A 24954-nucleotide genomic window follows, 5' to 3' on the forward strand; every position below is an offset into this window, starting at 1 on the left:
CCTCGTCGCGGGGGGCGCCGCGGGCGGCGGTCGGACCGGAAAGGGGGCGCTCAGGACCGAACGGGGGTGGCCGGGGCCCGCCTGGCCCGCGGGGGGCGACGGAGGTCGACGGAGGCGAGCGGGCGCACTCAGCTCGCCGCGAGCGCCCACATCGCGACCGCGCTCGCCGCCGCCACGTTCAGCGAGTCGATCCCGTGCCGCATCGGGATCTGCACCGCGACGTCCGCGGCGGCCAGCGCCTCGGGGGTCAGCCCCTCCCCCTCGGTGCCGAGGACGAGCGCGACCCGCTCGGGCGCGTCCGCCGCGAAGTCGCGCAGCGGCACCGCCTCCGGGGTCAGCGCCATCGCCGCGATCGTGAAGCCGGCTTCGTGCAGGAGCGCCTGCGTGCTCGTCCAGTCGCCCACCCGCGTCCACGGCACCTGCAGCACCGTGCCCATGCTCACCCGGATCGCGCGGCGGTAGAAGGGGTCGGAGCAGCGCGGCGTCACCAGCACCGCGTCGGCCCCGATCGCGCCGACCGAGCGGAAGATCGCGCCGACGTTGGTCGGGTCGACCACGTTCTCGAGCACGACCACGCGCCGGGCGCCGGCGAGCAGCCGAGCGGGATCGGCCAGCACCGGCCGGTCGAGCGCGGCGATCAGCCCGCGGTGCAGCGTGTAGCCGGTCAGCTCGGCCAGCAGCTCACCGGGCCCCGTGAACACGGGCACGTCGCGGTCCCCGAGCAGCCGCTCGGCCTCCTCGACGGACCCGCCGAGCGAGAGCACCGAGCGCGGCCGGTGCCCCGCGGCGAGCGCGCGCTCGAGCACCAGCGCCGACTCCGCGAGGTAGAGGCCGTGCGGGCCGCGGGCGTTCTTCAGCGCGACGTCCGTGGCGTGCGCGTAGTCGCGCAGCCGCGGGTCCTCGAGCGAGCGGACCTCGATCAGCTCCACGGATCAGGCGAACGGATCGGGGGTGAGCGTGTACTTGGTGCTGAGGTACTCGTGAATGCCCTCGAGTCCGCCCTCGCGGCCGAGACCCGACTGCTTGACCCCGCCGAAGGGCGCCGCCGCGTTCGACACGACGCCGACGTTCAGGCCCATCATCCCGGTGGCGAGGCGCTCGATCATCCGCTGGCCGCGGGCGAGGTCGCGGGTGAACACGTAGGAGACCAGGCCGAACTCGGTGTCGTTGGCGAGGCGGACGGCCTCGTCCTCGTCGCGGAACGGCACGATCGCCAGCACCGGCCCGAAGATCTCGGTGCGGAGGATCTCGCTGCCGGGCGCGACCCCCGTGATCACCGTCGGCTCGTAGAAGTGGCCGGCCCCCTCGATCGGGTGCCCGCCCGTGCGGATCTGGGCGCCGCGGTCGACGGCGTCCCGGACGAGCGACTCGGCCTTGGCGGTGGCGCGGTCGTCGATGAGCGGCCCGATGCCGACGCCCGGCTCGGTGCCGCGGCCGACCGTCAGCGCGCGGACGCGCTCGGTGACCCGGGCGGCGAACTCCTCGGCGACCGACTCGTGCACGAAGAAGCGGTTGGCGGCCGTGCAGGCCTGGCCGATGTTGCGGAACTTCGCGAGCATCGCGCCCTCGACCGCGCGGTCGAGATCGGCGTCCTCGAAGACGACGAACGGCGCGTTGCCGCCCAGCTCCATCGACGTGCGGAGCACGCCCTCGGCCGCCTGCTGCAGCAGCGTGCGCCCGACCGGCGTCGAGCCGGTGAAGGAGAGCTTGCTCAGCCGCGGGTCGGAGAGGATCGGCTCCGAGACCGCGCCGGCCGACGAGGTGGTGACGACGTTGACGACGCCGTCCGGCACGCCCGCCTCGGCGAGCAGCGCGGCGAAGGCGAGCGTCGTCAGCGGCGTGAGCTCGGCCGGCTTCACGACGACGGTGCAGCCGGCGGCGAGGGCCGGGGCGATCTTGCGCGTCGCCATTGCGAGCGGGAAGTTCCACGGGGTGATCAGGTAGCAGGGGCCGACGGGGTGCTGCGAGACGATCATCCGCCCCGTGCCCTCCGGGTTGACGCCGTAGCGGCCCGAGATGCGCACCGCCTCCTCGCTGAACCAGCGGAGGAACTCACCGCCGTAGGCGACCTCGCCCAGTGCCTCGGCGAACGGCTTGCCCATCTCGAGCGTCATCAGCAGGGCGAAGTCGTCCTTGCGCTCCTGCAGCAGGTCGAACGCGCGGCGGAGGATCTCCGCGCGCTTCCGCGGGGCCGTGGCGGCCCAGTCGGGTCCGGCGGCGACGGCGGCGTCGAGCGCTCGCACGCCGTCCTCCGGGGTCGCGTCGGCGATCGTGCGGATCACCTCGCCGGTGGCCGGGTCCTCGACGTCGATCGTGCCTCCCGCGGAGCCGTCGACCCAGGCGCCGCCGATGAACAGCTGCGCGGGGACGCGGGCGAGCAGGGCCGCCTCGGCGGCGCTTCGAACGACGGAATCACTCACGAGAACACTCTTCCTGTGCGGATCGAGTCGTGCGGACCCCGCACGACCATGCTTCTCAGTCTACGACCGGCTCCGAGGAGGATCAGGAGCCGGCGACGCCTGTGGAGGCGGAGGGGCCTGTGGAGGAGGGTGCCATGGAGGAGGGTGCAGTGGAGGACGACGGCTCCACCCGCACGCCCGCCGCCTCGAGCTCGCGCAGCGCGGCGGCGCTCGCCTCGGCCGACACCCCGGCGACGAGGTCGGACAGGACGCGGACCTCGAGTCCGGCCTTCCGCGCATCGAGCGCCGACGCCCGCACGCAGTAGTCGGTGGCCAGCCCCACCACGTCGAGCTCGGTCACGCCCAGGCGCTCGAGCAGCTCCGGCACCGCCGCGCCGTCGTCCGCCGTGCCCTCGAAGGCCGAGTAGGACGGCCGGCCCTGCCCCTTGCGGATGTGCACGTCGACCGCGTCGAGCGCGAGCGCCGGGTGGTACTCCGCGCCGTCCGTGCCGGCCACGCAGTGCACGGGCCAGGTGTCGACGAAGTCGGGCTGAGCGGCGAAGTGGCCGCCGTTGTCGGAGTCGCCGTCGTGCCAGTCGCGCGAGGCGAGGACCGTCGCGTAGCGGCCGGGCTGCGCGGCGAGGTGGGCGGTGATGCCCTCGGCGACGCGGGTGCCGCCGGTCACGGCGAGCGCGCCCTCCTCGGTGAAGTCGTTCTGCACGTCGACGATCAGGAGTGCCGTGGTCATGGTGGTCCTCTCGGGGTCGGAGTCGGCGGTGTCGGAGTCGGTGTCGGCCGGTCGGAGCGGGCGGGCGGTGGGAGCCACCGCGGTCAGGAGTCGGAGAGCGCGCCGCCGCAGCGGTAGAAGCCGGTGACGAGGGTGTCGATCGCGGTCTTCGCCGAGTCGGAGACGTCGCCGAGCGCGTAGACGGCGAAGGTGAGCGCCGTGCCGTCCTGGGCGTCGACGACACCGGCGAGCGTGTAGCCCGTGTCGATCCAGCCGGTCTTCGCGCGGACGGCGCCGTCCGCCACGGCGTTGTCGCCGGCGAAGCGGTCGGCGTAGGACAGCGATCCGGTGCGCCCGGAGACGGGGAGGCCGTCGAGCAGGACGCCGAGCTGCCCCTCGCGCGCCTGGATCCTCCGCAGCAGGCTCGTGAAGTACGCGGGCGCCACGGCGTTGTCGTCGCTCAGCCCGGAGCCGTCGGCGATCACGATCCCCGTCGTGTCCACTCCGTAGCCCGCGAGGCCCTGGAGGACGCCCGCCTGCTCGGCGCCGAAGTCGCTGCCGGAGCCGGTGCGGATCGCGACCAGGCGGGCGAGCATCTCGGCGATCGCGTTGTCCGAGACCAGCAGCATCTGCTGCACGAGCGTGCTCACCGGCGCGGACTCGACGGTGCCGAGCACCCGCGCCCCCGCCGGGGCGGTGCCGGTGGACACGGTCGGCGAGCCGGGCAGCTCGTCGGCGAAGGCGTCGCCCGCGCGGCCGATCGGGTCGTCGCCGCGGCGGGAGGTGGTGGCGGTCGGGTCGGCGCGGTCGCCGTCGACCTGCAGGGCGGTGATCTCGGGCATGTAGCCGTCGGTCTGCTCCTTGCGGTTCCAGCTCGGCTGCCAGGTCTCACCGGAGTAGAGCGAGGCGTCGAGCACGAGCGAGGAGATCGGCGTGCCCGCGGTCGCGGGATCGGCGGCCCAGGCGTCCTCGACCTGCGCGGCGAGGTCGTCCAGGTGCGCGGCGCCGGCGTAGACCGACTGCTGTCCGCTCGGCAGCCGGCTCAGAGTGAGGTCTCCGCCGCCGACCAGTACGACGCTGCCCGGTGCGGCGCCCGCGACGACGGTCGTGGCGATCCGAGTGTCCGGGCCGAGGACGGCGAGGGCCGAGGCGGCCGTGAGGATCTTGAGGGCTGAGGCGGTGCGCGAGGCGGTCTCGCCGCCGCGGTCGAAGAGCACCTCGCCGGTGGCGGCGTCGACCACTCGCGCCTGCATGGCGCCCAGGCGCGGATCGGCGGCGAGCCCGGCGACCGAGCAGGTGCGCAGCGCCTCGGCGGTGTCCGCTCCGGCGGGGCGCGCGGTCGGCACGAGCGTCGCGGTCGGTGTCGCCTCCGCGGTCGTCGGCGCCGGGCTCGCCGGGGCGGCGGCGGGAGCGGCGGTCCGGCCGAGGGCGGATCCGGCGCCGAACGCTCCGACGCCCAGCAGGACGGCGACGACGGCGGCAGCGGCCACGAGGGCGCGCGGTCGACGGCGGGGCGGGGTGTCGGTCATCCGGACCAGGGTAACGGGCCGGGATCGACGGGGCCTGGGCAAGGAGCGATGGCTACACTTGCGGCTACACCACGGGTTGTTGTTCGGAGCCGCCTGTCGGAATCGAACCGACGACCTTCTCATTACGAGTGAGACGCTCTACCGACTGAGCTAAGGCGGCGTGCTCGCGAGGCGCTGGCCCCGGACACGATTACACAGCATAGCCTGCTCGCGGGCGCGGGCGTGAATCGAGGCGCCGGGCGGGCGTCTACTCGCTCAGGGCGCCGCGCAGCTCCTCGAACGAGTGCACGATCAGCCCCGGCAGCGCGTCGCGGCCGTCGTGGTCGACCCAGCCGGCCCAGGCGTGCCGCATCGCGGCGAGACCGAGCAGGGTGAGCATCCGAGCGCGGCTGCGCACCGCCTCGGGACCCGCTCCACCGCGGGCCAGGCGCTCGGCGACCAGGTCCTCGATCGCCAGCTCGAACTCGCGCATGCCGGCGATCTTGAGGCCGACGAGCTGCGGGTGCTCGCGGAAGAGGGTGCGCCGCAGCAGGTGCAGCTCGCGGTCCTCCTCACCCGGGACCTCGGCCGCCGCGACGAAGACGGCCTGCAGGTCGACGAGGACGGGGGCGCCGCCGGCGAGGAACGCCGCTGCCGTCTCGTCGGAGATCACCGGCAGCCCGCCGACGAGCGCGTCCTCCTTCGAGGCGAAGTAGTTGAAGAAGGTGCGGGTCGAGACGTCGGCCGTTCGCGAGACGTCCTCGATGGTCACCCGGTCCGGGCCCCGCTCACCCGCCAGGCGCAGCACCGCGGTCTCGATCGCGCGCCGGGTCGCGAGCCGCTTGCGCTCGCGCAGGCCCGGCTGCTCGGTCGCGCCGCGGCGGTCCTGCTCCATCGCGCCGCGGCGCTCCTGCTCGGTCAGCACTGCGGGTCCTCCTCGGGGACGACGCCCTCGAGCAGGTACGCGTCGACGGTGTCGTTCACGCACGCGTTCGACTTGTTGTAGGCCGTGTGGCCCTCGCCGTCGAAGGTGACCAGGTGCCCGTCGGACAGCTCGCCCGCGAGCGCCTGCGCCCAGACGTACGGGGTCGCCGGGTCGTTGGTGGTGCCGACGACGAGGATCGGGCCGGAGCCGTCTGCGGTGATCGGCTCGCGCGAGCCCTCGAACGCGGCCGGCCACTCGCCGCAGAGGATGTCGCCGTAGGCCAGGTAGCGGCCGAGCGTGGGCGCCGCGGCCTCGATCTCGGCGGCGTCCGCGCGCATCGACTCGGTCCCGGCGTCGTAGGCGTAGTCGACGCAGTTGATCGCGAGGAACGCCTCGGTCGTGTTGCCGTCGTAGGCGCCGTCGGGCGTGCGGCCGTTGTAGGCGTCCGCGTACTGGAAGGCGATCTCCGCGCCGCCCCTCCGGACGTCCGCGAGCATCTCGCTGAGCCCGCCCCAGGCCGAGGCGGAGTAGAGCGGGTAGACGATCGCGGTGAGCAGCGTGCTCGAGCCCAGCTGCCGACCGTTCTCGGCGCGGATCGGCGACGCGTCGACCCGCTCGAGCATCGCGGCCACCTGGGTCATCCCCTCGTCGACGGTGCCGGTGAAGGGGCAGCTCTCGGAGCCGAGGCAGTCGGCCAGGTAGGCGCGCAGTGCGCTCTCGAAGCCGATCGCCTGCTCGCGGACGACGTCGAGCGACGTGGCGGCGGGGTCGATGGCGCCGTCGAGCACGAGCCGGCCGACGCGGTCCGGGAAGAGCCCGGCGTAGGTCGCGCCGAGGAAGGTGCCGTAGGAGTAGCCGAGGTAGTGCAGCGACTCGTCGCCGAGAGCCGCGCGCAGCACGTCGAGGTCGCGTGCCGCGCTGGTCGTGCCGACCTCGGCCAGCAGCGGTCCGCTGCCCTGCTCGCAGGCGGCGGCGAACGCGGCGGACGCGGTGCGCTGCGCGGCGATCCACTCGTCGCTGCCGCGCTCCCCCGGGACGATGTCGTAGAGGTAGGCGTCGAGCCCGGCGGCGTCGAGGCAGGTGACGGCGGTCGAGGCGCCGACGCCCCGCGGATCGAAGCCGACCACGTCGAAGCGCGCGGCGAGCTCCTCGTCGACGGCGTAGTCGACGCTGTCGCGGACGAGGTCGACACCCGAGGCGCCGGGCCCGCCGGGGTTCACCAGGAGGGAGCCGATCGCGTCGCCGCCCGTCGCCGGGTGGCGGATCAGGGCGATCGACGCGGTCTCACCGGCCGGCTCGTCCCAGTCGAGCGGGACGGTCGCGTCCGTGCACTGGGCACCGTCGCCGCAGTCGTCCCAGACCAGGACCTGCCCGTAGTACTGCTCGAGGTCCGCCTCGACCGGCTGGGCCGCGGGCGTCGACGTGCGCTCGAGCGTCGGACCGGGGGCGACGCAGCCCGAGAGCAGCGCCACGACGGCGCCGACGGCGGCGATCGCCGACCAGCGGCCGGGGCGCCTCACGCGGCCACCGGTCGCCGGGCGGCCACCACGAGCATCGCCTCGAGCGCGAGGACGGGTGAGACGTTCGCGTCGATGCGCTGACGCGCCGTCGCCACCGCGTCGAGCACGGCGAGCGTGCGGTCGGGGGCCGTGGCCGTGGCCAGCGCGGTCATCTCGGCGCGCACCTCCTCGTTGATCACGCCGCCGGGCGCGCCCAGCTGCAGGCGCACGACGTCGCGGTAGAGCGAGAGCAGGTCGACGAGGATCCGGTCGAGACCGTCGCGCAGGCTGCGCGTCGCGCGTCGCTTCTGGTCCTCCTCGAGGGTCCGCAGCTGCGAGCGGAGCTGCGCCGGGATCGTGCCGCCGGGCTCGACGCCGAGCGAGCGCAGCGCCTGCTGCCGCTCGACCTCGTCGCGCTCGAGCGTGTAGGCCTTCGCGTCCTCGGTGGCCACCTCGATCATCCGCGCGGCGCCGAGCACCGCGTCGGACACCCCGCGAAGACCCAGGGCGATCCGGAGCGTCTCCTCGCGGCGCTCGCGCGCGTTCGCGTCGGTCGCGAGCCGGTGGGCCATGCCGATGTGGCTCTGCGCCTGGCGGGCGGCGCGCTCGGCCGTCGCCGCGTCGACGCCGTCGCGGCGCTCGAGCAGCCCCGCGACGTCCTCGACGCTGGGCACCCGGAGGCGCACCGAGCGCACCCGCGAGCGGATCGTCGGCAGGAGGTCGGCCTCGCTCGGCGCGCAGAGGATCCACACGGTGCGCTCCGGCGGCTCCTCGAGCGCCTTGAGCAGCACGTTGGAGGTGCGCTCGCTCATCCGGTCGGCGTCCTCGATCACCATCACGCGGTAGCGCGAGACGGACGGCGAGTACTGCGAGGACGACACGAGCCGACGCACCTCCTCGATCGAGATGATCACCCGCTCGGTGCTGAGGACGGCGAGGTCGGGGTGCGAGCGCGCCGCGACCTGCGCGCAGTCGGGGCACTCGCCGCAGCCGCCGCGCCGGCAGAGCAGGGCGGAGGCGAACGCGTAGGCGAGGTTGGAGCGGCCGGATCCGGGCGGGCCGGTGATGAGCCAGGAGTGGGTCATCGAGGACGACTCGTTGCCGCCCTCGTCGCGGGGGGTCGAGGCGTCGCGCAGGGCGCCGATGGCGTGCTCCTGGCCGACGAGTTGGCTCCAGACGGTCACGGTTCCAGGCTAACCGCGAGGTCCGACAGCGGGACGCGCGTCGCGCGACGCCGCCTCGAGCATCGGCTCGACGCGCGCGCGGACCGCGGCGGCGAGCTCGTCGACGGGGCGGCTCGCGTCGAGGACGAGGAAGCGCTCGGGGTCGGCCTCCGCGAGGTCGAGGAAGGCCCGGCGCACTCGCCCGTGGAACTCCTCCTTCTCCGCCTCGAGCCGATCGAAGCGCGTGCGCGCGGCGTCGAGGCGGGTGCGGGCGACGGCGGGATCGAGATCGAGCAGCACGGTGAGGTCGGGGCGGAGGTCCCGCGTCGCCCACTCCGAGAGCGAGCGCACCTCCGCGGCGTCGAGCACGCGTCCGGCGCCCTGGTAGGCCACGGAGGAGTCGATGTAGCGGTCCTGCACCACCACCTCGCCCCGCTCGAGGGCCGGCCGGACGAAGGTGCCGATGTGCTGCGCGCGGTCCGCGGCGTAGAGGAGGGCCTCCGCCCGCGGGTCGATCTCGCCGCGGTGGTGCAGCACGATCTCGCGGATCTGGACGCCGACCTCGGTGCCGCCCGGCTCGCGCGTGCGCCGCACGGTCTCGCCGCGCGAGCCCAGCCACTCCTCGAGCAGCCGGGCCTGCGTGGTCTTGCCCGCGCCGTCCCCGCCCTCGAGGGTGACGAACAGCCCGGTCACGACTCCGTCGCGCCCGTCGCCTCCGCCGCTGTGCCGCGGGTGGTGGCGGGCTTCTTCGCGGCTGCCGTCCTGGTGGCCGTGGTCTTCGCCGCGGTCGTCTTCGCCGCCGGCTTCTTCGCGGCGGTGGTCTTCGCCGCCGTCGTCTTGGCCGCCGTGGTCTTCGCCGCCGTCGTCTTGGCCGCCGTGGTCTTGGCCGCCGTGGTCTTCGCGGCGGTGGTCTTCGCCGCGGTCGTCTTCGCCGCGGGCTTCTTGGCCGGGGCGCGCTTGGCCGGGGCCTTCTTGGGCGCCGGGCCCTTCGCCCGCTTGTCCGCGAGCATCTGGACCGCCTGCTCGAAGTCGATCTCCTCGATCGGCTGGCCCTTGGGGATCGTCACGTTGGTCTCGCCGTCGGTGACGTACGCGCCGAAGCGGCCGTCGCGGATCCGGATCGGCTTGCCGCTGACCGGGTCGGCCTCGAACTCCGCGAGGGCGCTCGAGGCGCGCTTGGCGCCGTACTTCGGCTGCGCGAACACCTCGAGCGCGGTCGGCAGGTCGACCTCGAAGATCTGGTCCTCGCTGGTGAGGGAGCGGCTGTCCGTCCCCTTCTTCAGATACGGGCCGTAGCGGCCGTTCTGCGCGGTGATCGGCTCGCCCGACTCCGGGTCCTCGCCGACGGTGCGCGGCAGGTCGAGCAGGCGGAGGGCGGTGGCGAGGTCGACGGTCGCGACGTCCATCGACTTGAAGAGCGAGGAGGTGCGCGGCTTGACCGCGGCCGCCTTGGCCTTCGCGCCGCGCTTCGCCGGCGCCGGCTCGACGACCTCGCCCGTGGCCGGGTCGGCGGTCGTCTCGGGCTCCGGGTCGACCTCGGTCACGTACGGGCCGAAGCGGCCGTCCTTGACCACGACGGTCTTGCCCGAGTCCGGGTTGCTGCCCAGCACGCGGTCGGTCTGCACGGGGGCGTCGACCAGCTCCTGCGCCTTCGCGGGCGTGAGCTCGTCCGGGGCGAGCTCGAGCGGCAGGTTGACGCGGCGCGGCGTCTCCTGGCCCTCCTCCTGGGCGACCTCGAGGTAGGGGCCGTACTTGCCGATGCGCAGGGTGATGTCGTCGGTGATCCGGACGGAGTTGATGGTCTTCGCATCGATCTCGCCCAGGTTGTCGACCACGTGACGCAGCCCGGGGTGGTCGATGCCGCCGAAGTAGAAGCGCTTCAGCCACTCGACGCGGTCCTCCTCGCCGCCGGCGATGCGGTCGAGGTCGCCCTCCATCGCGGCGGTGAAGTCGTACTCGACGAGGTCGGAGAAGAACTCCTCGAGCAGGCGCACCACCGAGAACGCGATCCAGTTGGGCACCAGCGCCGTGCCGCGCGGGGTGACGTAGCCGCGGTCGACGATCGTCGTGATGATCGAGGCGTAGGTGGAGGGGCGGCCGATGCCGAGCTCCTCCAGCGCCTTGACGAGGCTGGCCTCGGTGTAGCGCGGGGGCGGCGAGGTCTCGTGGCCCTTCGCCTCGACCTCGGCGACGACCAGGCTCTGGCCGACCTCGAGCACGGGCAGCTTGGCGTCCTTCTCGTCGCGGGCGCCGTGGCGCTCCTCGTCGCGGCCCTCCTCGTAGGCGAGCAGGAAGCCGCGGAAGGTGATGACCGTTCCGGAGGCGGTGAACTCCGCCGTGCGGTCGGTGTCGCCGGCCGGGTTGGCCAGGAGGGTGACCGTGGCGGTCGAGCCCTTCGCGTCGGCCATCTGCGAGGCGACGGTGCGCTTCCAGATCAGGTCGTAGAGGCGGTGGTCGTTGCCGCGGAGGGTGCCGGCCAGCTGGTCCGGGGTGCGGAACGTCTCGCCCGCGGGGCGGATCGCCTCGTGCGCCTCCTGCGCGCTCTTGTTCTTGCCGGAGTAGAGGCGCGGCTTGTCGGGCACCGTCTCGGGCCCGTAGAGCGAGGCCGCCTGCGAGCGGGCGGCGTTGAGCGCCTGCTGCGAGAGGTTCGGCGAGTCGGTCCTCATGTAGGTGATGAAGCCGTTCTCGTAGAGCGACTGCGCCACGCTCATCGTCTGGCGCGCCGAGAAGCGGAGCTTGCGCGCCGCCTCCTGCTGGAGCGTCGAGGTGGTGAACGGGGCCGCGGGGCGGCGCGAGTAGGGCTTGGACTCGAGGTTCGAGACGCGGACGAGCGTCTTCGGGTCGCGCAGCGCCTCGGCGAGGGCGCCGGCCGAGGACTCGTCGAGGACGGTGACGTCGCCCTTCAGCTGTCCGCGGTCGTCGAAGTCGCGGCCGCTTCCGATCCGCTTGCCGTCCAAGCGCGCCAGGCGTGCGTCGAAGCCCGCCGAGGCGTCGGACTCGGGAGCGAGGACCGTCGAGAGGTCCCAGTAGGAGGCGGAGACGAAGGCGAGGCGCTCGCGCTCGCGGTCGACGACGAGGCGGGTCGCGGCGGACTGCACGCGACCGGCGGAGAGGCCGGGCCCGACCTTGCGCCAGAGCACCGGGGAGATCTCGTAGCCGTAGAGGCGGTCGAGGATGCGCCGGGTCTCCTGCGCGTCGACGAGGGAGGTGTCGATGTCCCGGGTGTTGTCGCGGGCCGTCTGGATCGCGTCCTTGGTGATCTCGTGGAAGACCATCCGCTTCACGGGGACCTTGGGCTTGAGCTCCTCGAGGAGGTGCCACGCGATGGCCTCGCCCTCGCGGTCCTCATCAGTCGCGAGGAAGAGCTCGTCGGCGTTCTTCAGCGCCCGCTTGAGGTCGGCGACCGTCTTCTTCTTCTGGTCGGAGACCACGTAGTAGGGCTCGAAGCCGTTGTCGACGTCGACGGAGAACTTGCCCAGCGGGCCCTTCTTCAGCTCCGGAGGGAGGTTCTTCGGCTCGATGAGGTCGCGGATGTGCCCGACGGAGGCGAGCACCTCGTACCCCTCGCCCAGGTACTGGGCGATGGTCTTGGCCTTCGCCGGCGACTCGACGATCACCAGCTTCTTCGTGCCGGACACAGTTCTCCTCGATTGATGCTGTCGGGTCGGATGCTCAGCGAGTCCGACGTGTCCCCTTCGACGGGGAGGCGGTGCGCGGCGTCCGCACGAGGAACGACGATCCGTTCACGTCGGCTTCGGGCGCCCGACAGGCACACCATACACACTGACTCCGGGCATCCCTCGCCGCCGTCCGCCCGCCGCAGGCTGGGAGCGTCCCGGTCGCCGCCCGGGAATCGGCCGGATCGAGGCGGCCGCCCCCCGTGACGGATCGCGGCGATCGGCGCATGATGAAGTGCATGGCAACGACGCACACCACCTCAGCACCGACCACCTCCGCCTACACCGCCAAGTTCGTCGACGGGCCGCTCGAGGGAAAGACCCTCCGCCGCTCCTACGGCGAGTCGACGGCCCCGGCGGGCCGCCTCGAGATCCCGGGAGCCCGCGCGGGCACCCGCTACCTCTATCTCCTGGCCGGCTCGCTCGAGCACGACGAGGGAGCGGGCGACCTCCCGACGGCCGCGGCCTACCGCTACCAGCGGGTCACCGCCGACTGATCGCTGGCCGACCGGCGGGTCCGGTCGAGCATCGGAGGCCGGCGACCCTCGGCGGCCGGCGAGTGCCGGACGTCCGTCCGAGCGCCGGGCGGCACCGCGTCGCACCCCGGGCGCGGCGGCGCCGTCACGGCGGCGGTCCGGCGCGCGATCGGGCGGGCAGCGCGAGCGGCCCCGCGGCCACGACGACCTCGACGGTCGCGACTCCTTCTTCTAGAGCGCACTGCGCGAGACCCGCGCTCATCGTGCGTGCCACCCGCTCCGCCTCCCCGCACGGGTCGCCCGGCAGGAGACCCGAGGCGACGTCCGCCGCGGCGAGCGCCGCCGCATCCGCCGCCGCGACCGCGCGCTGGTGACCGACGACGCCGCCGCACCCGGCGAGCACCGCCGCCGTGACCAGGATCGTCCCCGCGACGATCCCGACCGCGACGACCGCCGCCGAGCCCTCCTCGCCTGCGCGATCGCCCACTCCTGCGCGGTCACCCTTCCCCACGCGGACGCCCTTCCCCACGCGGTCGCCCTTCCCCGCGCGATCCCCGGAGCAGTGCGGCTCCGCCCCGGGACTCACCGCCCTCCGCCGAGCGCGCACGACCGGATCGAGACCGGCAGCGCCAGCGCGGGCAGCGGCCGGAGCTGCGCCGCGACCTGCACGCAGACCAGCCCGCCCTCCGCCGAGGTCGCGACACCCGCCCCCGCGTCGGCCCGCGCGATCGGACCCCCGGGATCGTCCCCCCGCGCCAGCGATCGCGCTCCGTCGGCCGCCGCGTCGACGAGCCGGACGTACTGCGCCGAGGCCGCCACCGACCCGAGGCAGAGCGCCAGCACGACCACCACCGCCGGCAGGACCACCGCCAGCTCGGCGGTCGCGGAGCCCTCCTCTCCGCGGGGCGCGGCACCGCCGTCCAGCTCCCGCTCCCCCGGTCCCGACGCCCGCGGGCCGACCGCCGCGCACCGCACCGCTCATCCCCCCGAGGTGAGCGCTCGCGTCACCAGCTCGGTGAGGATGCCGCGCACCTCGTCGCCCTTGAGGATCACCACCAGCAGTCCCGCGAATCCGACCGCCGCCATAGTCGCGATCGCGTACTCGGCCGTCGCCGAGCCCTCCTCGTCGCCGAACCCGCCGAGCGGCCCCTGCTCCCACTCGGGCCTCGGAGCGCCCTCCTGTCGCGCACCGCCCGCGACCGCTCCGATCGTCCCCGCCCCACTTCTTCGTCTGCCGTCCATCCGCTCTCGCTCCGTTCGCCTTCGCTGCCCCCACTCGAGGATCGCCGAGCCGCGGGCCGCCCGGGACGGAGCCGCAGCGATCAGTGGAGAGAAGAGGAAGGAGCGCCCTGTGGAGGGACGCCGTCGCCCCCGGTGCGGCGCTCATCCCTGCGCCGCGAACGTCGACAGCAGCACCGAGATCACCATCGGAGCGACGCCCAGCAGGAGGAACGCCGGGAGCACGCACACCCCCAGCGGCAGCAGGAGCGTCACCCCGAGCCGCGCCGCCCGCTCGCGCGCCTCGGCGGCGGCCCGCACCCGCGCCAGGGCCGCCTCGCTCCTCAGCAGCCGGCCCGCCGGGACGCCCGCCGCGCTCGAGAGCGCCAGCACCGGCTCCGCGGCCTGCAGCGCGGACGGCCCCGCGTCGAGGCCGCACTCGGCCAGCGCCGCCAGCACCCGCTCGCGTCCGCCGCCGATCGATCCGCCGCCGGCGAGCGCCACCGCGAGCAGGTCCAGCGCCAGTCCCGGCGCCGGATCGCCGGGGGCGGCTCGCGTGACGAGGCGCCTCGTCCACGCGGCGGCGGCGAGCATGAGCCCCAGCCCGCTCCCGAGGCAGACGAGCCCCGGAACCGTGCCGACCAGCACGCCGAGCACGTCGAAGCCGAGGAGCGTGCCGAAGCCGAGTGCCACCAGCGGCAGCACGCCGACCACCCGGCTCGTCGCGAGCGGGCCGGCCAGGGCGACCTCGATGTCCCGACGGGCCCGCCCCAGCTCCCGCATCGACTCGGCCAGCTCGGCGAGGGCCGCGGCGATCGGCGCTCCCGAGTCCGCGGCGACCCGCCAGCAGGCGGCGAGGGCGGCCCACGCGGTCTCCTCTCCGCGGTCCTGCCGCCGCCGCGCGGACCGCCGTCGAGACTCCGGCACCCGCCCGCGCGAGGCCGGCACCCCCGCCAGCAGCGCCTCCGTCACGTCCCCGCCGCGTGCGGCCTCGAGCGCCACCGCGCGCAGCAGCCGGCGACGTCTCGCGGCGCCCGCAGCACCCGAGTCGTCGGACGTCGCGAGATGCCCGAGCGCCGACGCCGGCGCCACGCCCGCCGCGAGCAGCACGGCCAGCCGGTGCACGACGGCCGCGACCTCGTCGATCCCGCCGTCGCGCCTCATGCCGAGGACCGCCGCGGCAGAGCGCCCTCCTCGATCCGCAGCCGCCCGGCCTGGTCGAGCCGGAAGCCCCCGGACGCCGCGAGCCGCCGCCGCCCGCCGCGCCGCTCGAGATGCAGCACCAGATCGATCGCGCTGACGGTCTGCCGCGCGACCGCCTCCGGCCCCATCCCGGCGAGCGACCCCAGCGCCTCCAGCCTCGCCGGCACGTCGGCGAGCGAGTTGGCGTGGAGAGTCCCCGCTCCCCCGTCGTGCCCCGTGTTCAGCGCCGAGAGCAGATCGCGCAGCTCGACGCCGCGGCACTCGCCGAGCACGAGCCGATCCGGCCGCATGCGCAGCGCCTCGCGGACGAGCCGGTCCAGGCCCACGCCGCCGGCGCCCTCGAGATTCGGCTGGCGGGCCTCGAGCGAGACGACGTGCGGGTGCGCGGGGCGGAGCTCGCCGACGTCCTCGATGACGACGAGGCGCTCGTGCGGCGGAGCGGCGCCCAGCAGAGCGCCGAGGAGCGTGGTCTTGCCCGACCCGCCGGCACCGGTGACGAGCAGGTTCCACCGCGCCGCGACGGCCCGGCGGAGCAGCGCGAGGCCGGGGTCGTCGAGCATCCCCGCCGTGCGCAGCTCGTCGAGAGTCCAGGCCTCGGCCCGAGGGACGCGCACCGAGATGAGCGTCCCCGCGGTCGCCACCGGCGGCAGCACCACGTGCACCCGGACACCGTGCTTCAACCGGACGTCCACGCACGGACTCGCCTCGTCGACGTGCCGGCCGCCCGCTGCGACGAGGGACACCGCCAACCGCCGGGCGCCTGCTGCGTCCAGCGTCCACGACTGGACCCGCATCGCGCCGCCCCCGCGATCGAGCCAGAGACCGGAGTCGCCGTTGACGAACAGATCGGTCACCGCCGGGTCCGCTGCGAACGGCGCGAGCAGGCCGAGCGCTGCGGCCGCGGGGCGGACGGAGGCGGGTGATGCTGCTGCTGCGGGCGCCGTGGTCGTCCGCGCCGCGCCGACTTCCCCGCCGGGCGGGCGCGGCGCATCGGCGCGATAGGCGGCGGGGACGAGCGGCACGAATCCGGTGGTCATCCGGGAACGCTAGGCGCGCCGCCCTCCGCGCGGGGCGGAGCTACCCGCCCCCGTGGACGACCGAGCGGAAGACTCACCTGGGGAGGAGCCTCGATGCCTCGGCACGCCGCACCCGTTCCGGCACGCGGAACGCGCCCGGCACGCGGCCCCGCATGCTGGTCGAGCAGCCGCCTCCGGCGGTACGTCGAGACCCACCCGCCTGCACACGTGGGTCTCGATACGCCCGCTCCGCGGCCTACTCGACCAGCATGGATCGCGCGAGCGGACCCGCAGCGGGCGCTGCGCCCCTCGCAGGGCCCCACACGCGTCCAGTCGCAGCCCTGGCTCCCCGTGAACCGACCCGTACCGGGCCCTGCGGTCTTCACAGAGCCCCGCACGCGTCCAGTCGTGGACCCCACCTCACGCGAATGGACGCGAACGGGGCTCGCTCCCTGCGGAACACGGACGATTCGACGAGCCGGAGATGGTTGACGAGCCGGAGGTGGAGCGGGCAGAAGTCCGGCACGTGGAACCCGCCTCGGCTCGCGGAATCGGGCCGATTCGACGAGCCGGAGACGGAATCACGAGCCGGAGGTGCAGCGGGCAGGACTCCGGCACGTGGAATGCACCTCGGCTCGCGGGATGCGGCGGAAACGGCGTGCCGGACGCGGTTCCGCGTGCCGGACGCGGTTCCGCGTGCCGGACGCGGTTCCACGTGCCGGACGTGCCCGCACGCGGCGGCGGCGGGCCGAGCCCCGGCCCGCGGATCCTCGCGGGGAGCGGAGCGCTGCGACCGGCGGAGGGAAGAGAAGGGGGCGGCACCCATTGGGGGGAACAGGTGCCGCCTCGGCGGCGCGGGATTGGGGGGAATCACACGCGCCGCTGAGCCGAAGTTCATTCGGCCGTATGCAACGTTAGGGCACGGAGGCCGTTTCGCCAAGTCGAATCCGGGATCTGAGCCGACTCTTCCTGAAACCCCGCCGGACGGTCAGCTTCGCGACTCCCCCTCCCGACCGCGGAGGCTCCCGCTACGGTGGTGCGGAACCGACCACGCCCGCCGGCGCACGTCGCACTCGCGAAGGAGCGAATCGCAGATGTCCACACCCCTCGACGCGTCCGGGGCCGCAGGCTCGAGCGCCATCGACAGCCTCCAGCAGGAGACGCGCCGCTTCCCGCCGCCCGCCGCCTTCGCCGCAGATGCCGCCGCGACCGCGGGCCAGGCCGAGCAGGCCGCCGCCGACCGCCTCGCCTTCTGGGCCGACCGCAGCCGCGAGCTGCTGCACTGGCACCGGCCCTTCACCCGCACCCTCGACTGGAGCGAGGCGCCCTTCGCGAAGTGGTTCGACGACGGCGAGCTCAACGTCGCCTACAACTGCCTCGACCGCCACGTCCTGGCCGGGCACGGCGACCGCGTCGCGATCCACTGGGAGGGCGAGCCCGGCGACAGCCGCGACCTCACCTACGCCGAGCTCACCGCCGAGGTGAAGCGGGCGGCCAATCTCTTCACCAGCCTCGGCGTGCAGGCCGGCGACCGCGTGGCGATCTACCTCCCGATGATCCCCGAGGCCGTCATCGCGATGCTCGCGGTCGCGCGCCTGGGCGCCGTGCACTCGGTCGTCTTCGGCGGCTTCAGCGCCGAGAGCCTCCGCGCGCGGATCGACGACGCCGAGGCGAAGCTCGTCGTCACCGCCGACGGCGGCTGGCGCAAGGGCTCGGTCTTCCCGCTCAAGCCCGCGGTCGACGCGGCGCTCGCCCTGGACGGCGGCGGCTCGAGCGTCGAGCACGTCCTCGTCGTCCGCCGCGGCGGCAACTCCGTCGAGTGGAGCGCGGGACGCGACCTGTGGTGGCACGAGGAGATCGTCGCCGTCGACGCCGACCACGTCGCGCGCCCCTTCCCCGCCGAGCAGCCGCTGTTCATCCTCTACACCAGCGGCACCACCGGGAAGCCCAAGGGCATCCTGCACACCAGCGGCGGCTACCTCACCCAGGTCGCCTACACGCACCGGACGGTCTTCGACCTCAAGCCCGAGACCGACGTCTACTGGTCGACGGCCGACGTCGGGTGGATCACCGGGCACAGCTACGTCGTCTACGGACCGCTCGCGAACGGCGCCACCCAGGTCATGTACGAGGGCACCCCCGACACCCCGCACGCCGGGCGCTGGTGGGAGATCGTCGAGAAGCACGGCGTCACGATCCTCTACGCCGCCCCCACCGCCATCCGCACCTTCATGAAGCTCGGCCGCCAGATCCCGCAGCGCTTCGACCTCTCCAGCCTCCGCCTGCTCGGCTCGGTCGGCGAGCCGATCAACCCCGAGGCCTGGATCTGGTACCGGGACGTCATCGGCGGCGGCCGCACCCCGATCGTCGACACCTGGTGGCAGACCGAGACCGGCGCGATCATGGTCTCGCCGCTGCCCGGCGTCACCACCCTCAAGCCCGGCTCGGCGCAGGTCCCCGTCCCCGGGATCTCGATCGATGTCGTCGACGACTCCGGCGCCGCGGTCGGCCGGGGCTCCGGCGGCCTGCTGGTGATCACCGAGCCCTGGCCGTCCATGCTGCGCGGCATCTGGGGCGACCCCGAGCGCTACGTCGAGACCTACTGGGGGAAGTTCGGCGACCGCTACTTCGCGGGCGACGGCGCGCGGCTCGACGAGGACGGCGACCTCTGGCTGCTCGGCCGGGTCGACGACGTGATGAACATCTCCGGTCACCGCCTGTCGACGGCCGAGATCGAGTCGGCCCTCGTCTCCCACCCGGTCGTCGCGGAGGCGGCCGTGGTCGGCGCTGCGGACGAGACCACCGGTCAGGCCGTCGTCGCCTTCGTCATCGCGAAGGCGAGCCAGGCGGAGGCGCTCGCGAGCGGCCACGACGAGCTCGAGGCGACGCTGAAGGCGCACGTCGCCGAGCACATCGGCGCGATCGCCAGGCCCAAGCGGATCTTCATCGTCCAGGAGCTGCCCAAGACGCGCTCCGGCAAGATCATGCGCCGGCTGCTGCGCGATGTCGCGGAGGGCCGCGCCGTCGGCGACACGACCACGCTCGCCGACACCCAGGTGATGTCGGTCATCTCCTCCGCGGTCGCCGCCGACGACTGAGCCGACGACCGAGCCGGCAGCAGCCGCCCGAAGCGCCGAAGGGCGCCGCCTCCCCGCGGGGAGAGCGGCGCCCTTCGGCGTGCAGGGCGCGGATCAGGCGAAGGCGACGATCAGCTCGACCTCGACCGGCGCGCCGAGCGGCAGCTCCGCCACGCCGACGGCCGAGCGCGCGTGGCGCCCGGCCTCGCCGAAGATCTCGCCGAGCACCTCGGACGCGCCGTTGATGACGCCCGGCTGGCCGGTGAAGCCCGAGGCCGAGGCGACGAAGCCGGTCACCTTGACGATGCGGGTGACGCGGTCGAGCGAGCCGATCACGTCGGCGATCGCGGCGAGCGCGTTCAGCGCGCACACGCGGGCGAGGTCCTTCGCGACCTCGGGCTCGACCTCGGCGCCGACCTTGCCGGTCGCCGGCAGGGCGCCGTCGACGAACGGGATCTGCCCCGCCGTGAAGACCAGGTGGCCCTCGACGACGGCCGGCACGTAGGCGCCGGCCGGGGTCGCGACCGCGGGCAGCTCGATGCCGAGCTCGGCCAGGCGCTCGGCGATCACGCGCCGGCCTCGGCGACCGGGCGCTTGAGGTACGCGACGAGCCCGCCCTCGGGGCCGGTGACGATCTGCACGAGCTCCCAGCCCTCGGAGCCCCAGGTGTTCAGAATCGCGGTGGTGTTGTGGATCATCAGCGGCGTCGTGATGTATTCCCAGCGGGGGACGGACATGGCTCTCCTCGTGAGGCAGGGGTGCGGGATGCCGGGCGATCCGCACCCGGAGGAGGAGGCGCCGGCGGGTCGAGCGCCGCGTCCTCGTCGGATGCGGCGGTTACGCTGATTCTATGTCGGGGGCAGTCGGGAACAGGGTCGTCACGTCCATCGGCGCCGCGGTCGGAGGACTGATCGGGATCGTCGCCATGAGCGTCATCGCCGGAGTCCTCGTCGCGGCGTCGGTCACTCCGGCGATCGCGCTCGGCGGCATGGCGGCGAACAACACGGTCACGATGTTCGACAACCTCCCCGAGTACCTCGAGATCGGCACGCTCGCCGAGAAGAGCGACGTCTACGCGAAGGGCGCGAACGGCGAGGACGTCCTCCTCGCCTCGTTCTACGCCCAGAACCGCGTGGAGGTCGGCTGGGACGACATCTCGCCCTTCGTGAAGGACGCGGTCGTCGCCTCGGAGGACCCGCGCTTCTACGAGCACGGCGGCATCGACCTGCTCGGCACGATCCGGGCCGCCGCCACGGTCGCCTCGGGCGGCAACGTGCAGGGCGGCTCGTCGATCACCCAGCAGTACGTCAAGAACGTGCTGGTGCAGAAGGCCGAGGCGCTCACGGACCCGATCGAGCGCGACGCCGCGTACCGCGAGGCCACCGAGACCACCGCCGAGCGCAAGGTCGCCGAGATGCGGCTCTCGATCGGGCTCGAGAAGGAGTACCCGAAGAACGACATCCTGCTCGGCTACCTCAACATCGCGCTCTTCGGCGGCACGGTCTACGGGATCGAGGCGGCGGCCCGCTACTACTTCGGCACCAGCGCGAAGGACCTCACCCTCGCCCAGTCGGCCGCGCTCGTCGCGATCGTCAACAACCCGGAGAAGTTCCGCTTCGACCGGCCCGGCGATCCGGCCAACCTCGCGGCCGAGGGCTATCCCGAGACGCTCAACCGCCGCAACTACATCCTGACCCGGATGGGCGTCGAATCGAAGGTGACCCCCGAGCAGATCGCCGAGGCGTCCGCGACGCCGGTCTCCCCCGTCATCACCGAGCCGAGCACCGGCTGCCAGACCGCCGGCATCGCCGCCTACTTCTGCGACTACGTCACCTGGGTCATCAAGAACGACGACGCCTTCGGCGCAAGCCAGGACGAGCGCGACGCGACCTTCAAGCGCGGCGGCTACACGATCTACACGACCCTCGACTCCGATCTGCAGGAGGCGGCGGTCGCCGCCACCGAGGACTGGGTGCCGAAGTCGATGGCGCGGGTGAACATCGGCAGCGCCAGCGTCTCCGTGGAGGTCGGCACCGGCCGCATCCTCGCGATGACGCAGAACAAGGACTACTCGAACGACCCCGACGTCACCGGCGCGAACTACACCAGCGTCAACTACAGCACCGACTTCGGCTACGGCGGCTCCAGCGGCTTCCAGGTCGGCTCGACCTACAAGGTCTTCACCCTCGCCGAATGGCTGCAGGAGGGCCGGGCGCTGAACGAGACCGTCGACGGCACCCGTCGCGCGTACACGACCTTCCGCGACAGCTGCGAGCCCGACGGCACCTACTACGGCGACAGCTGGGACCCGAAGAACGACGAGGGCGGCAACGGCGGCGTCTACTCTGCGCTCGACGCGACCAAGGGCTCGATCAACACCGGCTTCGCCGCGATGGCGCAGCAGCTCGATCTCTGCGGCATCCGCAACACCGCGCTCGCGATGGGCGTGCACCGGGCCGACGGCACCGAGCTGCAGAAGCTCGCGCCGACGATCCTCGGCACCAACGAGATCGCCCCGCTGACCATGGCGACCGCCTTCGCCGGCTTCGCCAACAAGGGCACCGTGTGCACCCCGATCGCGATCGACCGGATCGTCGACCGCAGCGGTGCCGACGTCGCCCCGCCCGCGAGCGCCTGCACCCAGGGCATGTCGGAGGAGGTCGCCGCGACCGCCGACTTCGCGCTGCAGCAGGTGATGACGGGCGGCACCGGCCGCGCCTCCGCGACCGGCACCGGCGTCCCGCACATCGGCAAGACCGGCACGACCGACAACGCGGTGCACACCTGGATGGTCGGCGCCAGCACCGAGGTGGCCACGGCCACCTGGGTCGGCAACGTCAGCGGCTTCACCTCGATGCGCGGCTTCAGCCTCAACCGGGTCAACGCCGGCCAGGTGCGCCACCAGATCTGGCCGCGGATCATGCGCGTCGCCGATCAGAAGTACGGCGGATCCGCCTTCCCCTCGCCCCAGCAGTCGCTCGTGGACGCACCCGAGCAGGCGGTGCCCGAGGTGACCGGGCAGAACCCGGCCGCCGCCACGGCGCGCCTGCGCGAGGCCGGCTTCACGGTCTCGGTCGACCCGAACCGCGTGCCGTCCGACCGGCCGGCCGGCTCGGTCGCCCAGACCAACCCGCCCGCCGGCTCCCGGCTCGCGCGCGGCGCCGCGATCTCCGTGCAGATCAGCGCGGGTCCGTCCACCCCGACGCCCGGCGGCTGACGCCGGGCGGTCCCCCGGCCCGCGTCCGGCAGACTGTACGCGGCCGCTCCCGCGGCCCCGCCCCGACGAGAGAAGGATCCATGCCCGGACGCAGCGCTCGCCCCCTCACCACGGCCCTCACGGCCGTCGCCGCCGTCGGGAGCGCCGCCGCCGTCTGGGGCATCGCCATCGAGCGGACGATGTTCACCGTCCGCCACGTGCCGGTCCCCGTGCTGCCCGCCGGCTCGGCGCCGCTGCGGATCCTGCACGTCTCGGACCTGCACATGGCGCCGTGGCAGACGAAGAAGCAGGAGTGGCTGCGCTCGCTCACCGCCCTCGCGCCGGACCTGATCGTCGACACCGGCGACAACCTCGGCCACCGCGACGGCGTCCTCGGCATCCGCCGCGCTCTCGAGCCCTTCGCCGGCGTCCCCGGCGTCTTCGTCAACGGCTCGAACGACTACTTCGGCCCGCGGGTGAAGAACCCGCTGCGCTACTTCCGCGGCCCGTCGAAGAACCCCGCGCGGAACGCCAGCGACCTCGACACGAAGGCGCTGACGGGCTTCTTCACGGACGAGCTCGGCTGGCAGGACCTCAACAACACCGCGCACAGCCTGACCGTCCGGGGCACCCGCGTCGAGCTGTTCGGCGTGGACGACCCGCACATCGGCCTCGACCGGATCGACCTGGTGGCGGGCGCCGTCGACGAGTTGCGGGCGTCGGAGGACGAGCCGGCGGGGGTGAGCATCGGCGTCGCCCACGCGCCGTACCAGCGCGTCCTGGACGACTTCGTCGCCCGCGGCGCGGACGTGATCCTCGCGGGGCACACCCATGGCGGTCAGGTCTGCGTGCCCGGCTTCGGCGCTCTCGTGACCAACTGCGACATCCCGCGCGACAAGGTCTCGGGGTTCACCACGTGGGACAACGGATTGCGCAGCTCCTTCCTCAACGTCTCCGCCGGCGTCGGCACCTCGATCTACGCGCCGGTGCGCTTCGCCTGCCGCCCGGAGGTCAGCCTGGTGACGCTCGAGCCGGTGGCCTGAGCGGCCGCTCGCCCGGCCGCGCGAGCGGTGTCCGACACGGCCGCCGAAATCGGCTACTATTGACGAGGCTCGTGAGCGGTTCACCGCGAAGAGTCCACCGGGGTGTGGCGCAGCTTGGTAGCGCGCCTCGTTCGGGACGAGGAGGTCGTGGGTTCGAATCCCGCTACCCCGACCGGTGAGAAGCCCGGCCAGGATCGATGATCCGGCCGGGCTTCGTCGTTCCCGGGGCGTCGTCGTTCCTCGGGCTTCGTCGTCTCCCGGAGCTCCGTCGTCCCCCGGGCGTCGTCGAGTCGACGGACGAACGCGCAGCGCCGCCGTCCGCGCGCGCTCGACGCCGTCCGGCGACAGGAGCCCCGCCGGAAGCCGCGCCAGGACGTCCGGACACGACGACGCCGGAGGGCCGTGGGGCGGGAGCAGCGCGTCTGCGCGGCTCCCGCCCCACGGCACCTCCGGCGTGACGGCGGACCGGCCCTCAGGGCCGGTCGGCGGGGTGGATCAGCGACCGAGGCCGCGGTAGTCCCAGCCCGCGGCGCGCCAGGCGGCCTGGTCGAGGCAGTTGCGGCCGTCGACGACGAGCGTGCCCGACACGGCCTCGAGCGCGGCGACGGGGTCGATCGCGCGGAACTGCTTCCACTCGGTGACGACCACGACGGCGTCGGCGCCGCGCAGGGCCTCGTCGATGTCGGTCGTGTAGGTCAGGTCGGGGTAGCGGCGGCGCGCGTTCTCGATCGCCTCGGGGTCGGTCGCGACCACCTCGGCGCCGAGGTCGTGGAAGCGCGTGGCGACGTCGAGCGAGGGCGAGTCGCGGACGTCGTCCGACTCCGGCTTGAACGCGAGCCCGAGGACCGCGATCTTCTTGCCCTCGACGGAGCCGCCGAGGCCCTCGGTGACGAGGTCGACGACGCGCTGGCGGCGACGCAGGTTGATCGCGTCGACCTCCTTGAGGAAGGCGACCGACTCCCCCACCCCGAGCTCGTCGGCGCGGGCCGAGAAGGCGCGGATGTCCTTCGGCAGGCAGCCGCCGCCGAAGCCGATGCCGGCGTTCAGGAAGCGGCGGCCGATGCGGACGTCGTAGCCGATCGCGTCGGCGAGCTGCGTGACGTCGGCGCCGGTGACCTCGGCGATCTCGGCGATCGCGTTGATGAAGGAGATCTTCGTGGCGAGGAAGGCGTTGGCCGAGACCTTGACGAGCTCGGCGGTCGCGTAGTCGGTGACGACGAGCGGGGTCTCGGCGGCCAGAGCCGTCGCGTAGACCTCGTCGAGGGTCGCCTTGGCGGCCTCGCCGGCCGGGCCCGCGGGCACGCCGTAGACGAGGCGGTCGGGGCTGATCGTGTCCTCGACGGCGAAGCCCTCGCGGAGGAACTCGGGGTTCCAGGCGAGCGTCGCGCCGCTGGCGGCGATCCGCTCGGCGAGCCGTGCCGCGGTGCCCACCGGCACCGTCGACTTGCCGACGACGAGCGAGTCGGCCGTCAGCAGCGGGAGGATCCCGTCGATCGCGGCGTCGACGTAGGTCATGTCGGCGGCGTTCTCGCCCTTCTTCTGCGGCGTGCCCACCGCGATGAAGTGCACCGCGGCGTCGGCCGCGTCAGCGGTGTCCGTCGAGAAGCGGAGGCGGCCGGAGGCGACACCGGAGGAGAGCAGCTCGGGCAGGCCGGGCTCGAAGAAGGGAGCGGTGCCGGCGGAGAGCGCCTCGATCTTCGCGGGGTCCACATCGATGCCGATGACGTCGTGGCCGAGCTCGGCCATCGCGGCGGCGTGGACGGCGCCGAGGTAGCCGCAACCAATGACAGAAAGCTTCACGGGGTTTCTCCGAATCGTAGGCGGGTC

The 24954-nt window shown here is 73.7% G+C and carries 21 protein-coding genes and 2 tRNA genes; 5 read left to right on the plus strand and 18 right to left on the minus strand.

What is annotated here, in order from left to right; translation table 11 throughout:
• Positions 1-128: 128 nt before the first annotated feature.
• The 10 genes from HQQ82_RS16870 to topA all read right to left on the minus strand — a co-directional run bounded on the left by HQQ82_RS16870 (position 129) and on the right by topA (position 11859).
• Complete coding sequence (locus HQQ82_RS16870) at positions 129-929, minus strand: RNA methyltransferase (RefSeq protein ID WP_173235212.1); 801 nt, start codon at positions 927-929, stop codon at positions 129-131.
• A 3-nt stretch (positions 930-932) separates the two neighbouring features.
• On the minus strand, positions 933-2420 hold the full coding sequence (locus HQQ82_RS16875) for an NAD-dependent succinate-semialdehyde dehydrogenase (protein ID WP_173235213.1): 1488 nt from the start codon (positions 2418-2420) through the stop codon (positions 933-935).
• An 82-nt stretch (positions 2421-2502) separates the two neighbouring features.
• Positions 2503-3147: an isochorismatase family protein gene (locus tag HQQ82_RS16880; RefSeq protein ID WP_173235297.1), complete on the minus strand. Its 645-nt coding sequence runs from the start codon at positions 3145-3147 to the stop codon at positions 2503-2505.
• A gap of 83 nt (positions 3148-3230) precedes the next feature.
• A complete protein-coding gene (gene dacB / locus HQQ82_RS16885; RefSeq protein ID WP_173235214.1) occupies positions 3231-4655 on the minus strand; it encodes a D-alanyl-D-alanine carboxypeptidase/D-alanyl-D-alanine-endopeptidase in 1425 nt (474 codons plus the stop codon).
• An 87-nt stretch (positions 4656-4742) separates the two neighbouring features.
• Positions 4743-4815: transfer RNA gene (locus HQQ82_RS16890), tRNA-Thr, on the minus strand.
• An 87-nt stretch (positions 4816-4902) separates the two neighbouring features.
• Positions 4903-5559, minus strand: coding sequence for a TetR/AcrR family transcriptional regulator (locus HQQ82_RS16895; protein WP_216848684.1), 657 nt, complete (start codon positions 5557-5559; stop codon positions 4903-4905).
• A complete protein-coding gene (locus HQQ82_RS16900) occupies positions 5553-7079 on the minus strand; it encodes an alpha/beta hydrolase (RefSeq protein ID WP_173235215.1) in 1527 nt (508 codons plus the stop codon). Before HQQ82_RS16900 ends, HQQ82_RS16895 begins: the two co-directional genes overlap by 7 nt.
• Positions 7076-8242: a DNA polymerase III subunit delta' gene (locus HQQ82_RS16905; protein ID WP_173235216.1), complete on the minus strand. Its 1167-nt coding sequence runs from the start codon at positions 8240-8242 to the stop codon at positions 7076-7078. The genes HQQ82_RS16900 and HQQ82_RS16905 overlap by 4 nt, the downstream gene beginning before the upstream one ends.
• A 9-nt stretch (positions 8243-8251) precedes the next feature.
• On the minus strand, positions 8252-8914 hold the full coding sequence (gene tmk, locus HQQ82_RS16910; RefSeq protein WP_173235217.1) for a dTMP kinase: 663 nt from the start codon (positions 8912-8914) through the stop codon (positions 8252-8254).
• Positions 8911-11859 carry a type I DNA topoisomerase gene (gene topA, locus HQQ82_RS16915; protein WP_173235218.1) on the minus strand — a complete coding sequence of 983 codons (2949 nt, stop codon included), beginning with the start codon at positions 11857-11859 and terminating at the stop codon, positions 8911-8913. Before topA ends, tmk begins: the two co-directional genes overlap by 4 nt.
• Before the next feature lie 278 nt (positions 11860-12137).
• On the opposite strand from topA, the gene HQQ82_RS16920 reads away from it, so the two are divergent.
• Positions 12138-12395 (plus strand): hypothetical protein, encoded by a 258-nt coding sequence (locus HQQ82_RS16920; RefSeq protein WP_173235219.1) that lies wholly within the window; start codon positions 12138-12140, stop codon positions 12393-12395.
• A gap of 124 nt (positions 12396-12519) precedes the next feature.
• Here HQQ82_RS16920 and HQQ82_RS20670 read toward each other — a convergent pair whose 3' ends face one another.
• The 5 genes from HQQ82_RS20670 to HQQ82_RS16945 form a co-directional block, all read right to left on the minus strand.
• A complete protein-coding gene (locus HQQ82_RS20670; RefSeq protein WP_173235220.1) occupies positions 12520-12861 on the minus strand; it encodes an Rv3654c family TadE-like protein in 342 nt (113 codons plus the stop codon).
• A gap of 95 nt (positions 12862-12956) precedes the next feature.
• A complete protein-coding gene (locus HQQ82_RS16930; RefSeq protein ID WP_367947987.1) occupies positions 12957-13349 on the minus strand; it encodes a TadE family type IV pilus minor pilin in 393 nt (130 codons plus the stop codon).
• 3 nt (positions 13350-13352) lie between these two features.
• A complete protein-coding gene (locus tag HQQ82_RS16935) occupies positions 13353-13616 on the minus strand; it encodes a DUF4244 domain-containing protein (RefSeq protein ID WP_173235221.1) in 264 nt (87 codons plus the stop codon).
• A gap of 141 nt (positions 13617-13757) precedes the next feature.
• The gene (locus HQQ82_RS16940; protein WP_173235222.1) at positions 13758-14756 is read right to left on the minus strand and encodes a type II secretion system F family protein; all 999 of its coding nucleotides are present in this window, start codon (positions 14754-14756) and stop codon (positions 13758-13760) included.
• Positions 14753-15832: a TadA family conjugal transfer-associated ATPase gene (locus HQQ82_RS16945; RefSeq protein WP_173235223.1), complete on the minus strand. Its 1080-nt coding sequence runs from the start codon at positions 15830-15832 to the stop codon at positions 14753-14755. The genes HQQ82_RS16940 and HQQ82_RS16945 overlap by 4 nt, the downstream gene beginning before the upstream one ends.
• A 1073-nt stretch (positions 15833-16905) precedes the next feature.
• Here HQQ82_RS16945 and acs point away from each other — a divergent pair.
• Positions 16906-18909: an acetate--CoA ligase gene (acs, locus tag HQQ82_RS16950; protein WP_173235224.1), complete on the plus strand. Its 2004-nt coding sequence runs from the start codon at positions 16906-16908 to the stop codon at positions 18907-18909.
• 93 nt (positions 18910-19002) lie between these two features.
• Here acs and HQQ82_RS16955 read toward each other — a convergent pair whose 3' ends face one another.
• On the minus strand, positions 19003-19458 hold the full coding sequence (locus HQQ82_RS16955) for a RidA family protein (RefSeq protein WP_367947988.1): 456 nt from the start codon (positions 19456-19458) through the stop codon (positions 19003-19005).
• Complete coding sequence (locus tag HQQ82_RS16960) at positions 19455-19625, minus strand: hypothetical protein (protein WP_164861113.1); 171 nt, start codon at positions 19623-19625, stop codon at positions 19455-19457. The genes HQQ82_RS16955 and HQQ82_RS16960 overlap by 4 nt, the downstream gene beginning before the upstream one ends.
• A 113-nt stretch (positions 19626-19738) precedes the next feature.
• Here HQQ82_RS16960 and HQQ82_RS16965 point away from each other — a divergent pair, with 113 nt between their 5' ends.
• The 3 genes from HQQ82_RS16965 to HQQ82_RS16975 all read left to right on the plus strand — a co-directional run bounded on the left by HQQ82_RS16965 (position 19739) and on the right by HQQ82_RS16975 (position 23299).
• Positions 19739-22105, plus strand: coding sequence for a transglycosylase domain-containing protein (locus tag HQQ82_RS16965; protein WP_173235225.1), 2367 nt, complete (start codon positions 19739-19741; stop codon positions 22103-22105).
• A gap of 80 nt (positions 22106-22185) precedes the next feature.
• A complete protein-coding gene (locus HQQ82_RS16970) occupies positions 22186-23127 on the plus strand; it encodes a metallophosphoesterase (protein WP_173235226.1) in 942 nt (313 codons plus the stop codon).
• Between the two features lie 98 nt (positions 23128-23225).
• Positions 23226-23299: transfer RNA gene (locus HQQ82_RS16975), tRNA-Pro, on the plus strand.
• A 323-nt stretch (positions 23300-23622) separates the two neighbouring features.
• Here HQQ82_RS16975 and HQQ82_RS16980 read toward each other — a convergent pair.
• Positions 23623-24927 (minus strand): UDP-glucose/GDP-mannose dehydrogenase family protein, encoded by a 1305-nt coding sequence (locus HQQ82_RS16980; RefSeq protein ID WP_173235227.1) that lies wholly within the window; start codon positions 24925-24927, stop codon positions 23623-23625.
• Positions 24928-24954 lie beyond the last annotated feature (27 nt).

This window comes from Rathayibacter sp. VKM Ac-2856 (assembly GCF_013205055.1).
Taxonomy (GTDB): Bacteria; Actinomycetota; Actinomycetes; order Actinomycetales; family Microbacteriaceae; genus Rathayibacter.